Below are 13369 nucleotides of genomic sequence, written 5' to 3' on the forward strand. Positions count from 1 at the left end.
GCCGGTGCCGGCCAAGTCCACCTCGCGCCGCCTGGCCGCCGACGCGGCCCTGCTCGCCGTGGCCGCGGCGTTCGTCCTGCCCCTGGCCTGGCTGGTGTTCTCCTCCCTCGACGCGGGGGCGACGCTGCGCGTACGGCCCCCGGCGGAGCCCACCCTCGCCAACTTCGACGCGGTCCTTCAGCCGGACATCACGTTCCGCCCGCTGCTCAACAGCCTGCTCCTGTGCGGCGGCGCGACGCTCCTGACGGTCGCGAGCGCGGCCCTGGCGGCGTACCCGCTGTCCCGCTACCGCTCGCGGCTCACCCGCCCGTTCCTCCTGACGATCCTCTTCGCGACCTGTCTGCCCATTACGGCGATCATGGTCCCGGTGTACGCGCTCTTCGTGCAGGTCGAACTGATCGACACCATGCACGGCACGATCTTCTTCTTCGCGGCGTCCCAGCTGCCGTTCGCCGTCTGGCTGATGAAGAACTTCATGGACGGCGTCCCGCAGGGCCTGGAGGAGGCCGCCTGGACGGACGGCGCTTCCCCGTTCCAGTCCCTGTTGCGCGTGGTGCTGCCGCTGATGGGGCCGGGCATCGGGGTCGTCACGGTCTATTCGTTCGTGATGATGTGGGGCAATTTCTTCGTCCCGTTCATGCTGCTGCTCTCCCCGGAGCAGCTGCCCGCCTCGGTCAGCATCAACGACTTCTTCGGCAACAAGGGCACCGTCGTCTACGGCCAGCTCGCCGCGTTCTCCGTGCTCTATTCGACCCCGGTGGTGATCCTCTACGTTCTGGTGTCGAGGAAATTCGGCGGCGGCTTCGCTCTGAGCGGCGCTGTCAAGGGGTAGAACTGTGGCGGTTGTGTGTTCCTACAACGGGTGATCACCGTACGATCCCGGCAGAAAGCACGATAGGCGACCAACCAGTAGCCCTCTAGCGTGAGCCCGTGCCTCAGTCCCATCAGTTGCCTCCGTTCAACAACCTCGCCGCCCGCCGGTTGCGGGAGGCGCTGGGCATGACGCCCGGAAATGTCGCTTATGGGATCCAGGCCGCGTACGGACTGGGGCATATCGCGCCCGACACCGTCCTGGCCTGGGAGCGCGGGGACGCCGTCCCGAGTTCCCAGGAACTGACCGCGCTCGCCGGGGCACTGTGGTGCGCGCCCGGCGAACTGCTCGGGGCCGCGACCACACTGCGCGAGCACCGCCTCGCCCGGGGGCTCGCCCCGGAGGACGTGGCGCGGGAGGTGGGCCTCGACCACGACACGTATCTCCGCATGGAGGAGACCGGGAAGTGGCGCGGCAACGACCGGGAGACGCGAGCGCTCGCCGAGGTCCTCGGGCTCTCCCCGCGCGACTTCGCCACCGTGACCGGGCGGGACGAGAAGCTCACCGACTATCTGCGCAGCGCGGTGACCGCGGCCCGCCCCCAGGCGTATCTCAAGCCCGTGGGCAAGCTCCTGCCCATGTCGCCCGAGGCGCTCGAGTACGCGCTCGACCAGCTGCACCGCGACTACCAGTCCCGCATGCTGGCGACGCTCAACTGGGGCGGCACCGCCACGGACGCGGGCAACGCGGGGCGGGAGTTCCTGGACCGGATCCTCGATCATTTCTGGGCACTGGCCCAGGAGAACGACGACTGAAGTTCCTTACTGGGCGAGGCGAAAGCCCCCCGGCCGCGCGGGCTCGCGGGCCGAAGGGCTACCTGCTTCCTGTGACAGGCGGGTCAGAAGACCGATTCGGCCTCGTTCATCCGCGCCTCCGGGACGCGCTTGAGGGTCGTCACCGCGTCGGCGAGCGGGACCATCTCGACCTCGGTGCCCCGCAGCGCGGTCATATACCCGAACTCGCCGCGGTGGGCGGCCTCGACGGCGTGCCAGCCGAAGCGGGTGGCGAGGACGCGGTCGTACGCGGTGGGGGTGCCGCCGCGCTGGACGTGGCCGAGGATGACCGGCCTGGCCTCCTTGCCGAGGCGGTGCTCCAGCTCGTGCGCGAGGGCGGTGCCGATGCCCTTGAACCGCTCGTGGCCGTACTGGTCGATCTCGCCGGTGCCGTAGTCCATGGTGCCCTCGGCCGGGTGCGCGCCCTCGGCGACGCAGATGACCGCGAACTTCTTGCCGCGCGCGAACCGCTCCTCGACCATCTTGACCAGGTCGGCCGGGTCGAAGGGCCGCTCGGGCAGGCAGATGCCGTGGGCGCCGCCGGCCATGCCGGACTCCAGGGCGATCCAGCCCGCGTGCCGGCCCATGACCTCGACGACCATCACGCGCTGGTGCGACTCGGCGGTGGTCTTGAGGCGGTCCATCGCCTCCGTCGCGACCCCGACCGCCGTGTCGAAACCGAAGGTGCGGTCGGTGGCGGAGATGTCGTTGTCGATGGTCTTCGGGACGCCGACCACCGGCATGCCCGCCTCCGAGAGCATCCGGGCCGCGGTGAGCGTGCCCTCGCCACCGATCGGGATGAGCACGTCGATGCCGAGCTGCTTGGTCAGCTCCGGCGCGTTCTGCACGGCCTCCTGGAGGCGGTCCTTCTCAAGCCGGGTGGAGCCGAGGATGGTGCCGCCACGGGCCAGGATGCCGCTGACCCCGGTAAGGTCGAGGGGCCGGTAGTGGCCGTCGAGCAGGCCCTTGTAACCGTCCTCGAAACCGATGACCTGATCGCCGTGGCCCGCGACTGCGCGGTGCACGACCGACCGGATCACTGCGTTCAGTCCGGGGCAGTCGCCCCCTGCGGTGAGGACTCCGATACGCATCGTGCTGTGTCTCCTGCTCGCTAGTCGGACGCGTGAGCCGGTTACCGATTGTTCCATGGGGCCCCCGGGCCTGCTCCCCCACTGACGGGCGCTTTAGCCATACGCAGAGGTATTGTCAAGAGGGCAACGACACCTTAGCGGGTATTTTTGAGCAGGCTTGCCCTGGATGATGCAGGACGTCAACTAACGTTCCTGGACATTCGGGACAGGCCGTCGTTGCGACAGCGACGGCTTACGACAGCGATGGAACGGAGAGCACGCGTGACGCGCAGCGTGTACGTGACCGGGATCGACCGGGGCGACGGCCGCCAGGTCATCGAGCTGGGAGTCATGGAGCTCCTGACCCGTCAGGTCGACCGGGTCGGTGTCTTCCGGCCGCTCGTCCACGACGGCCCCGACCGCCTCTTCGACCTCCTCCGGGCGCGTTACCGCCTGTCGCAGGACGCGGCGAGCGGGTACGGCATGGACTACTACGAGGCTTCCGCCCTCCAGGCCGAGAAGGGCACCGACGAGCTGGTATCGCGGCTCGTCGAGCGCTTCCACCAGGTGGCCCGGGACTACGAGGTGGTCCTCGTGCTCGGCACCGACTTCGCCGACACCCAGCTCCCGGACGAGCTGGCCCTGAACGCCCGGCTCGCCAACGAGTTCGGCGCCTGGGTGCTCCCGGTCGTCGGCGGCCGCGGCCAGACCGCCGAGTCCGTACGGGCCGAGGCGCGCAACGCCTACCGTGCCTACGCCGGGCTCGGCTGCGACGTACTCGCCATGGCGGTGAACCGGGTCGCCGCCGAGGACCGGGCGCTGATCGGCGAGCGCCTGAGCGCCCGCCTGCCCGTGCCCAGCTACGTACTTCCGGACGAGCCCGCGCTCTCGGCGCCCACGGTCGCCCAGGTCACCCACGCCCTGGGGGGCACGGTGCTGCTCGGCGACGACTCCGGACTCGCCCGTGACGCCCTCGACTTCGTCTTCGGCGGCGCCATGCTGCCGAACTTCCTGGGCGCCCTGACCCCGGGCTGCCTGGTGGTGACCCCGGGCGACCGGGCCGACCTGGTGGTGGGCGCGCTCGCCTCGCACAGCGCGGGCACCCCGCCGATAGCGGGCGTCCTGCTCACCCTGGGCGAGCGGCCCAGCGAGGAGATCCTGCGGCTCGCGTCCCGGCTCGCGCCCGGCACCCCGGTGATCTCCGTGCCCGGGAACTCCTTCCCGACGGCGGCCGAACTCTTCGCCCTCGAGGGCAAGTTGAACGCCGCCACGCCGCGCAAGGCGGAGACCGCGCTCGGCCTCTTCGAGCGGCACGTGGACGGCGAGGAACTGCTCGGGCGCCTCGAGGTGTACCGCAGCGACCGGATCACGCCGATGATGTTCGAGCACAAGCTGATCGAGCAGGCCCGCTCCGACCGCCGCCGCGTGGTCCTGCCCGAGGGCACCGAGGAGCGCGTCCTGCGCGCCGCCGATGTGCTGCTCCGCCGCGGCGTCTGCGACCTCACCCTGCTCGGTGACGTCGAGACGATCCGTAAGAAGGCCGCGGACCTCGGCATCAACCTCGCGGAGTCGCAGCTCATCGACCCGCAGACCTCCGAGCTGCGGGAGAAGTTCGCCGAGCAGTACGCGGCGCTGCGCGCCCACAAGGGCGTGACGGTCGAGCTCGCGTACGACGTGGTCTCGGACGTGAACTACTTCGGCACCCTGATGGTGCAGGGCGGGCTCGCGGACGGCATGGTCTCCGGCTCCGTGCACTCCACCGCGGCGACCATCCGGCCCGCCTTCGAGATCATCAAGACGAAGCCGGAGGCGAAGATCGTCTCCTCGGTCTTCTTCATGTGCCTCGCGGACAAGGTCCTCGTGTACGGCGACTGCGCGGTCAACCCGGTCCCGAACGCCGAGCAATTGGCCGACATCTCCGTCCAGTCGGCCACCACGGCCCGGCAGTTCGGCGTGGAGCCGAAGGTCGCGATGCTCTCGTACTCCACGGGTACGTCCGGCTCCGGCGCCGACGTCGACAAGGTCCGCCGGGCCACCGAGCTGGCCCGCGGGGCCCGTCCGGACCTGAAGATCGAGGGCCCGATCCAGTACGACGCCGCCGTGGAGCCCTCCGTCGCCGCCACCAAGCTGCCGGAGTCCGAGGTCGCGGGCCAGGCCACCGTGCTGATCTTCCCGGACCTGAACACCGGCAACAACACATACAAGGCCGTGCAGCGGTCGGCCGGCGCCATCGCGGTCGGCCCGGTCCTCCAGGGTCTGCGCAAGCCGGTGAACGACCTGTCCCGCGGCGCGCTCGTGCAGGACATCGTGAACACCGTGGCCATTACGGCGATCCAGGCCCAGTCGCCCGCCAACTCGTAGACGTAGTAAGTCAGTTGAACCCAACAGAAGGCATCTCCCCCGTGACCTCGACCCGCGTCCTCGTCCTCAACTCCGGCTCCTCGTCGGTGAAGTACCAGCTGCTCGACATGCGGGACAGCTCGCGGCTCGCCGTGGGCCTGGTCGAGCGCATCGGCGAGGAGACCTCCCGCCTCAAGCACACCCCGCTCACGGGCGGCGGAGAGACCCGCGAGCAGAACGGTCCGATCGCCGACCACGAGGCGGCCCTGAAGGCCGTCGCCGAGGAGCTCGCCAAGGACGGCCTCGGCCTGGACTCCCCCGAACTGGCCGCCATCGGGCACCGCGTGGTGCACGGCGGCCGGAAGTTCACCAGGCCGACCGTGATCGACGACGAGGTGCTCGCCGAGATCGAGCGCCTGGTCCCGGTCGCCCCGCTGCACAACCCGGCCAACATCACCGGCATCAAGGTGGCCCGCGAGCTGCGCCCCGATCTGCCGCAGGTCGCGGTCTTCGACACCGCCTTCCACACCACGATGCCGGAGTACGCGGCCCGCTACGCGATCGACGTCGAGACCGCCGACGCGCACCGCATCCGGCGCTACGGCTTCCACGGCACCTCGCACGCGTACGTCTCCCGCGAGACCGCGAAGCTCCTCGGCAAGACGCCCGAGGAGGTCAACGTCATCGTGCTGCACCTGGGCAACGGCGCCTCGGCGTCGGCGGTCCGCGGCGGCGTCTGCGTCGACACCTCGATGGGCCTGACCCCGCTCGAAGGGCTGGTCATGGGCACGCGCTCGGGCGATCTGGACCCGGCCGTGATCTTCCATCTGGCGCGGGTCGCGGGCCTGTCCGTGGACGAGATCGACACCCTGCTCAACAAGAAGAGCGGCATGATCGGCCTGTGCGGCGACAACGACATGCGGGAGATCACCCGCCGCATGGACGAGGGCGACGAGCAGGCCCGGCTCGCCTTCGACATTTACATTCACCGCCTGAAGAAGTACATCGGCGCGTATGCGGCGGTTCTCGGCCGGGTGGATGCTGTGACCTTCACGGCCGGTGTCGGCGAGAACGCGGCGGCGGTGCGCGCGGCGGCGGTCACGGGCCTGGAGGAGCTGGGCCTCGCGGTCGACGCCGATCTCAATGCCGTACGGAGTGACGACCCGCGGGTGATCTCGCCGGAGTACGCGCGCGTCGCCGTGGCCGTCGTACCGACCGATGAGGAACTGGAGATCGCGACCTCGGCGTACGCCCTGGTGCAGTCCTGAGCCGTAATAGGGCCGCATCTGAGCGCACCGTCGCCCATTTGGACATTCCACCAGACGGAATATTCCACTGCGAAACAAACCGATAGGATCCGCCTTATGCGCCGTTCCAAAATCGTCTGCACCCTGGGCCCAGCCGTCGACTCGTACGAGCAACTGAAAGCGCTCATCGAGGCCGGAATGAATGTGGCCCGATTCAACTTCAGCCACGGATCCCACGCGGAGCACCAGGAGCGTTACGACCGCGTCCGGCAGGCCGCCGCGGACACCGGCCGTTCCGTCGGTGTCCTCGCCGACCTCCAGGGCCCGAAGATCCGCCTGGAGACCTTCGCCGAGGGCCCGGTGGAGCTCGTCCGCGGCGACGAGTTCACCATCACCACGGAGGACGTCCCCGGCGACAAGGCGATCTGCGGGACGACGTACAAGGGTCTGCCGGGCGATGTCGCCAAGGGCGACCAGGTCCTGATCAACGACGGCAATGTCGAGCTGAAGGTGACCGACGTCGACGGCCCGCGGGTCAAGACGATCGTCATCGAGGGCGGTGTGATCTCCGACCACAAGGGCATCAACCTGCCGGGCGCGGCCGTGAACGTCCCGGCGCTCTCCGAGAAGGACGTCGAGGACCTGCGCTTCGCCCTGCGGATGGGCTGCGACATGGTCGCGCTCTCCTTTGTACGGAACGCCGATGACGTCAAGGACGTCCACCAGGTGATGGACGAGGAGGGCCGCCGGGTCCCGGTCATCGCCAAGGTGGAGAAGCCGCAGGCGGTCGCCAATATGCAGGACGTCGTCGCGGCGTTCGACGCGGTCATGGTGGCCCGCGGTGACCTGGCCGTCGAGTACCCGCTCGAGAAGGTCCCGATGGTGCAGAAGCGCCTGGTGGAGATGTGCCGACGGAACGCCAAGCCGGTGATCGTGGCGACCCAGATGATGGAGTCGATGATCACCAACTCCCGCCCCACGCGCGCCGAGGCGTCCGATGTCGCCAACGCGATCCTGGACGGCGCGGACGCGGTCATGCTCTCCGCGGAGTCCTCGGTCGGCGCTTACCCGATCGAGACCGTCAAGACGATGTCGAAGATCGTCGCGGCGGCCGAGGAAGAGCTGCTCTCCAAGGGCCTGCAGCCGCTCGTGCCCGGCAAGAAGCCGCGTACGCAGGGTGGTTCGGTGGCCCGTGCCGCCTGCGAGATCGCGGACTTCCTGGGCGCCAAGTCCCTGGTCGCCTTCACCAAGTCCGGCGACACCGCCCGGCGCCTTTCCCGCTATCGCGCCTCGCAGCCCATCCTGGCGTTCACCACGGACCAGGACACCTGCAACCAGCTGACGCTCAGCTGGGGCGTCGACACCCGGCTCGTGCCGCACGTCGACAACACCGACGCGATGGTCGACCTGGTGGACGCCGAACTGCTCAAGCTGCAGCGGTTCAACAAGGGCGACACCATGATCATCACCGCGGGCTCGCCCCCCGGCATCCCCGGCACCACGAACATGGTCCGCGTCCACCACCTGGGCGGCAGCGAGCGCAACTGACCAACCGCTGCGGGCAGTCGTGCCGCAGGGCGGCACGGGTGGGCACAGCCCACGTCGCCGGGCAGCACAACGGACGGCGCAAGCGGAAACGCCCTTGGGCACCCCCCTCAACTCGGGACCCCAAGGGCGTTTTTCGCGGGCTCAGTCGACGATCGTCTGGCTGAGCCCAGGAACCTTCAGCGTGCCACCGAACTGTGCCGCCTGCGTGACCTCGACATCCGTGATGTAGATCAGCGGAATGTTCAGGGGCGGCGGGTGCTCGGGGTCGAACGTGATCGGGATCAGACCGAACAGCTTCCCCGAGAGACGCTCGGTGTACATGATCGTCTCGCCGTCGCGGATCGTGGACGTGGTGCCCTTGTCGGCCTCGATGTGGTACTTCGTACCGTTCGGGCCGTTGACGATCTGGTGCAGATCGCCGATGTCCGTACCGTCCTTGATGACGTACTTCATGACCTGCTTGGTCTTGCCGTTGACCGTCTTGAGTTTGACGATCCCCTGGTAGTCCGCGCCCTTGAGCAGCAGCGAGCTGGCCTCGAGGCGCCACGGGTCGTCGGGGATCGGCGCGGGCGGAGTCTCGTCCTTGCCCGCGACCTTCTTCTCGACGACGCACGGGAACGGCTTCTTGCCGTCCGCGTCCGGCGCCAACGGGTTGGTGGACGGCTTGACCTTGTCCACCGCGTCCGTGGCCTTGCCCGCCGCGTCCCCGGCCTTCTCGGTGGCGTCCTTCGCGCCCTCCTTGACGCCGTCGACGACGTCCTCGACAGGCTTGGTGACCTTGTCGGTCGCCGACCCGTCGCCGTCCCCGGACGCGGACGCGGACTCCGAATCGGACGGCGACGGAGAGGGCTCCGGCTCCTCCTCGTCGTCCGGCGTGAAGACATCCTTGATCTTGTCGCCGAGGCCCAGCGGGTCGAGCGGGTTCTTGGTCTCGGATGCCGAGGAATCCGTCGGCGACGGCTCCGGCTCCTCGGACGGCTCGGCCGAGTCGCCCGAACCGGAAGCGGAGGGCGAGGGCGTGGGCTCGTCGCCCTTGTCGGCCGAGTCACCGGCGGACGGCGACGGCTTCGGCTGCTTGGCCTCGTCCTTCGCCTCGTCCTCCGCCTTCTCCTTCTCCTTCTCCGCCTTGTCCTTGGCCTTGGCGTCGTCCTCCGGCTCCTGGTCCGGAGCCGTGACGCACGGACCGTCCCGGAAGGGGCTGTCCGGCTTCGGCTTGGCCACGGCGAGCGTGGGCGTGAGCCCCATGCCCATGAGGATGGAGGTCGGCATCGCGGCAATGGCTATCGCCTTGCCCGCGGGCACATGCAGCCTGGTCAGCAGCGGCTTCTTGGGCGCTGCATGCCGCGGTCCGGTCTTGACCCGGTCCTCGCCCGGCGAGCCCTCGCGATGCAGCTCGTCACCCGGCACGGTGCCTCCCGTTCGTGTCGTTTGTCCAGCTTGTCGCTGACAGGTCGTCACTCACCCCGTTCGTGGCACCGGCCACCGCGGGCTCCGCCGCACCGTCCGCGGCGGGCTCTTCGGGCGTACGGCCGCCCCTGCCACCCTGGCCGCCGTCGGCGCGCGCGGGCGCCCAGGAGATGCCGAGGGCACCGCCGATCAGCGCCAGCAGGAACCCGATCAGGAAACCGCCGAGGTTGGAGACCACCAGGGAGACCAGCGCGAGCAGGATGGCCGCGACACCCGCGAAGACCCGCGAGTGCGTCTGGTACCACATGGTCAGGCCGAGCACGATCAGGAGCACGCCGATGATCAGCGAACCGGCGCCCGCCGTGGTGGCCATGGCCAGCGTCATGTTGCCGAGCTTGATGTTGCCGTACGGCAGATAGGCGATCGGCACGCCGCCAAGAATCGTGAGGAGACCGGCCCAGAAGGGCCGGGTACCCCGCCAGGCCCGAAACTTCCTCCGCTGGATCTTGAGGAAGTGGTCGTTCGGCCCAGGTGTCTCGGCGCTCATGGGAAACAGCTCCTTGGAACCGGCGGTACGCAGTACTTGGAGGAGATCGGAAGAGATCTGTGGTGGCGGGCGTGGAGGCGGTGCTCCGCGCCCGCCGAGCCAGTTGCCGGGCGGCGGCGACAAAAGAGGGGGAAGCCGCCCGGCTCATCGAAGGCCCGAAGGCGCTCCGGGAGTGCTCAGAAGCACTCCTTCTTGCCCTTGTGCAGCTTCATGCTGAGACCGCTCAACTTGAAGGTTCCGGCGCTGGTCGCCCAGGCCGTCTGCTTGATGTCGGTGAGGACGGCCTGGTCGGCTTCCTGAGCGAAGCCGTTCGGGTTGGCCTGCTCGTTGCCGCCCTTCATGCCGGGGCCCTTGGTGGACTTTCCGGCGGCGACACCGATGTTGATGTTCTTGAACACGGCGTCGGCATCGAGCTGCGCCACGTCGATGTACAGGTTCTCGGCCTCGACCGGCTTGCCGTTGCCACCGGCGTTGAGCTGAAGCGTCACATCGCCGAGCACGGGAACGTGCGTCACGACGGACTGGCACATTCCGGTGATCTGCGCCGACTTGAACGCGGAGACGGAGACGGGGTGGGAGGCCTTCTTGCCGTTCATGTCGACACCGACGTCGACACCGCCGTACTGGACCATGCCCTTGCCGTCGAGCTTGTCGGCGGCCACCTTGAAGGACTGACCCGACACACTGAATGATGCCGCGAGCGCGCCCTGCGAGAGCGCGACGCCTATCGCGGCAGTCGCCGCGACGCTCGGCACCATGACCACAGCGAACCGCTTCCACCTGGTTCCGCCACGAGCCACGGACTCCATGACTTTCCTCCTTCTCGGACGTACATCTCCTGGCCCTGGCTGCACCGGATCGGCTCAGCCGGGCAGGGATGGGAGAAGTGCTACGTCCTCGGGAAGGAGAGCGCCTGTGGCTTCTCCGGACGCCAACTGGCGCCGGAACACCGGCGATCACCCCCGAGCGACAACCACTGGTCGCGCCTGACACATCACGCACAACCTTCCGGACAGGCTCTGCCGGTCAGCAGAGACCCCCCTGTCCGTGAAGACCTTCGGCGGTCGCGCCTCAGGCCACTCGGCGGGGACCCAGGAGCCCGACATCCCGAGTGGCTTTCGGGGGCGGGAATGGAGACCGAGCGTGGCCGATCGTGGTGCATTCCAAGCGCCCGCACAAGGGGGTTCGTTACCGGCTGGTAACGGCTGGATAACCCCGACACGACGCGGCGGTACGGGGTGCGCACTCACGGTGCAGCGAGGGGGGTACATACAACGGTTGATTGCAGAACGGAACCGGACAGAACTCCGGCCTCCACTTACTCCAAGTAACAGCGGCCGCGATTACCAAGTTTTGGTAAAACGCGGCCGCCGCATCGATCTGTCGCCAAATTTTCACAGGCCCCCTGCGGGCCCGCCGGTTTACGTACTGGTCATCCGACGCCGGTCACGGACCGTCAGACCGTGCCCATTACACGTACGCCGAAGAAGTCCGGAAACGTACGCCGAAACGCACGTCACGGATAGTCAGAACAGGGCGCGGGCGAGCGCCGAGCGCGCCTTGGCCACCCGCGGGTCCTCCGCGCCGACCACCTCGAAGAGTTCGAGGAGCCGCACCCGCGCGGCGTTCCGGTCCTCGCCCGCGGTGCGCTTGACCGTGTCGATCAACCGCCCGAAGGCGTCCTCGACATGGCCGCCGACGAGATCGAGGTCGGCCGCGGCGATCTGCGCGGCGGCATCGGACGGCTTGTCGGCGGCGTCCTTGCGGACCTGGTTCGGGTCCATCCCCTGGACCCGCTGGAGCAGTTCGGCCTGGGCGAGGCCGAGCTTGGCCTCGGTGTTCCCCGGGTCGTCCGCGAGGACGTTCTTGTACGCCTGCACCGCGCCGCCCAGATCACCGGCGTCCAGGGCCTGCGAGGCGGCCTCGAGGAGCGCGTCGTACGGCCCGGCCGGGGCCTCGGCGGGGGCGCCGACCGCGTCCGGCTCGGCGTCCAGGTCGACGGTGAGACCGGTGAGGCCGAAGCGCTCCTCGGCGACCTGCACCAACTGGTCCAGGGTCTGGCGGATCTGGGCCTCCGGGGCGACGCCCTGGAAGAGCGGCAGCGCCTGCCCGGCGACCACCGCGAAGACGGCCGGGATGCCCTGGATCCCGAACTGCTGCATCAGCATCTGATTGGCGTCGACGTCGATCTTCGCGAGGACGAAGCGGCCGTTGTACTCGACCGCGAGGCGCTCGAGCAGCGGGCCGAGCTGCTTGCACGGCTCGCACCACTCGGCCCAGAAGTCGATGACGACCGGGACCTCGGAGGAGCGCTGCAGGACCTCGCTCTCGAACCCCGCCTCGTCGACGTCGAAGACGAGGGCCGCCGGTGACACGGCACCCCCGCCGCCCTGCTTCGCCGCTTGGGCGCGGGCCTGCTCCGCCTTCGCCTTGGCCTCCTGGGCCGCCTTCACCGCGGCGAGGTCGACGACTCCGCTCATGGACATGTTCCGTGGCTGCATACGTACATCCTCCCCCTTCCGCCCGCGCGTGTGAAAAGCCCTGCCTACGAAGGGTGGACACCGTCCGTCCCGCGACCGATCCTGTCCGTGGCCCCCCGCCGGATTGCGAGGCTCACGGACAGATCCCGGCCGTATGGTCCGAGGAGGACCTGTGTAGTGAAGTGGCGCCGGGTCCCCACCCCGCACCAGTGGTTGCCGCTCGCTGCCGGACCCCCCGTGGTCCTGACATCAAGCTTTCGCTACAGGTCGTAGCGTATCTCGGTACGGTCTCTCGCGTACGGCGATCGCCGGTGATTTCTGCCACGCGTACGGAGCGGCTCCCGGTCGGTTACCGGCGGGTATGGTCACCGCTATGTGCCGCAACACCACGCGTGGGGGCCGGCCCCGGAGCGCCGAGGCCGACACCGCGATCCTGGAGGCCACGAGGGCCGCGCTCGTCGAACTCGGCTGGTCGAAGCTGACGATGAGCGATGTGGCGACCCGCGCCGGGGTCGCCAAGACGACCCTCTACCGGCGCTGGGCCAACAAGAACGAGCTCGTGGTCGACGCCGTCGCGGTCCTCTTCGACGAGCTGGAACTCCCGGACCGGGGCAGCCTCGCGGCCGACGTCGAAGGCGTGGTGCTCCAGTTCGCCGCGCTCCTGGAGCGCCCGGAGGCGCGGACGGCGCTGATGGCCGTGGTCGCCGAGTCCACCCGCGACGAGGCGCTCCGCGACCGCATCCGTACCTCGATCGTCGACCGCCAGAAACGGCTCGTCCTTGACGGCCGGGAGCGCGCACAGCGCCGCGGCGAGCTCCCCCTCGAGTCGACCTCGGAGGCGGCGGGCCGCACCGCGGACCTGATCTTCGACGTGGTGGCGGGCGCGGTGGTGCACCGGTCCCTGGTGAGCGCGGAGCCGGTGGACGAGGAGTGGGCCCGGTCGTTCACGGCGCTGCTGCTCGGGGGGTTGCGGGCGGCGGCAGGCGGCACCAATTCCAGCCCCTCCGGCGTTTGAGGAGCGGGGGTCTGGGGGCGCTGCATCCATCAGCGGCTTCGCCGCGGGCCCCCACGCGGCGTTAGCCGCAT

11 protein-coding genes are annotated in these 13369 nt (G+C 69.2%); 6 read left to right on the top strand and 5 right to left on the bottom strand.

Going from position 1 to position 13369, the window contains the following annotated elements:
- The first annotated feature begins 4 nt into the window (after positions 1-4).
- Both ACWD10_RS09875 and ACWD10_RS09880 read left to right on the top strand, forming a co-directional pair.
- On the top strand, positions 5-832 hold the full coding sequence (locus ACWD10_RS09875) for a carbohydrate ABC transporter permease (protein WP_451088888.1): 828 nt from the start codon (positions 5-7) through the stop codon (positions 830-832).
- Between the two features lie 98 nt (positions 833-930).
- A complete protein-coding gene (locus tag ACWD10_RS09880) occupies positions 931-1626 on the top strand; it encodes a helix-turn-helix domain-containing protein (RefSeq protein ID WP_451088890.1) in 696 nt (231 codons plus the stop codon).
- Between the two features lie 83 nt (positions 1627-1709).
- Here ACWD10_RS09880 and ACWD10_RS09885 read toward each other — a convergent pair whose 3' ends face one another.
- The gene (locus ACWD10_RS09885; protein ID WP_451088892.1) at positions 1710-2735 is read right to left on the bottom strand and encodes an ATP-dependent 6-phosphofructokinase; all 1026 of its coding nucleotides are present in this window, start codon (positions 2733-2735) and stop codon (positions 1710-1712) included.
- Between the two features lie 261 nt (positions 2736-2996).
- Between ACWD10_RS09885 and pta the strand changes: the two genes are divergently transcribed.
- The 3 genes from pta (at position 2997) to pyk (ending at position 7849) form a co-directional block, all read left to right on the top strand.
- A complete protein-coding gene (gene pta / locus ACWD10_RS09890) occupies positions 2997-5075 on the top strand; it encodes a phosphate acetyltransferase (RefSeq protein ID WP_451088894.1) in 2079 nt (692 codons plus the stop codon).
- Between the two features lie 41 nt (positions 5076-5116).
- Entirely contained in the window at positions 5117-6322 is a 1206-nt protein-coding gene (locus ACWD10_RS09895; RefSeq protein ID WP_451088896.1) for an acetate kinase, read from the top strand.
- A 96-nt stretch (positions 6323-6418) separates the two neighbouring features.
- On the top strand, positions 6419-7849 hold the full coding sequence (pyk, locus tag ACWD10_RS09900; protein WP_451088898.1) for a pyruvate kinase: 1431 nt from the start codon (positions 6419-6421) through the stop codon (positions 7847-7849).
- A gap of 141 nt (positions 7850-7990) precedes the next feature.
- Here pyk and ACWD10_RS09905 read toward each other — a convergent pair whose 3' ends face one another.
- The 4 genes from ACWD10_RS09905 to ACWD10_RS09920 all read right to left on the bottom strand — a co-directional run bounded on the left by ACWD10_RS09905 (position 7991) and on the right by ACWD10_RS09920 (position 12304).
- Positions 7991-9256: a hypothetical protein gene (locus tag ACWD10_RS09905; protein WP_451088900.1), complete on the bottom strand. Its 1266-nt coding sequence runs from the start codon at positions 9254-9256 to the stop codon at positions 7991-7993.
- Positions 9246-9803 (bottom strand): DUF6114 domain-containing protein, encoded by a 558-nt coding sequence (locus ACWD10_RS09910; RefSeq protein WP_451088902.1) that lies wholly within the window; start codon positions 9801-9803, stop codon positions 9246-9248. The genes ACWD10_RS09905 and ACWD10_RS09910 overlap by 11 nt, the downstream gene beginning before the upstream one ends.
- Before the next feature lie 176 nt (positions 9804-9979).
- Positions 9980-10612, bottom strand: a complete 633-nt coding sequence (locus tag ACWD10_RS09915) for a DUF6230 family protein (protein WP_451088904.1) — start codon at positions 10610-10612, stop codon at positions 9980-9982.
- Between the two features lie 717 nt (positions 10613-11329).
- On the bottom strand, positions 11330-12304 hold the full coding sequence (locus ACWD10_RS09920) for a tetratricopeptide repeat protein (protein WP_451088906.1): 975 nt from the start codon (positions 12302-12304) through the stop codon (positions 11330-11332).
- A 352-nt stretch (positions 12305-12656) separates the two neighbouring features.
- Here ACWD10_RS09920 and ACWD10_RS09925 point away from each other — a divergent pair, with 352 nt between their 5' ends.
- Positions 12657-13298: a TetR/AcrR family transcriptional regulator gene (locus ACWD10_RS09925; RefSeq protein WP_451088908.1), complete on the top strand. Its 642-nt coding sequence runs from the start codon at positions 12657-12659 to the stop codon at positions 13296-13298.
- Positions 13299-13369 lie beyond the last annotated feature (71 nt).

It is taken from the genome of Streptomyces sp. NPDC002851, assembly GCF_053591935.1.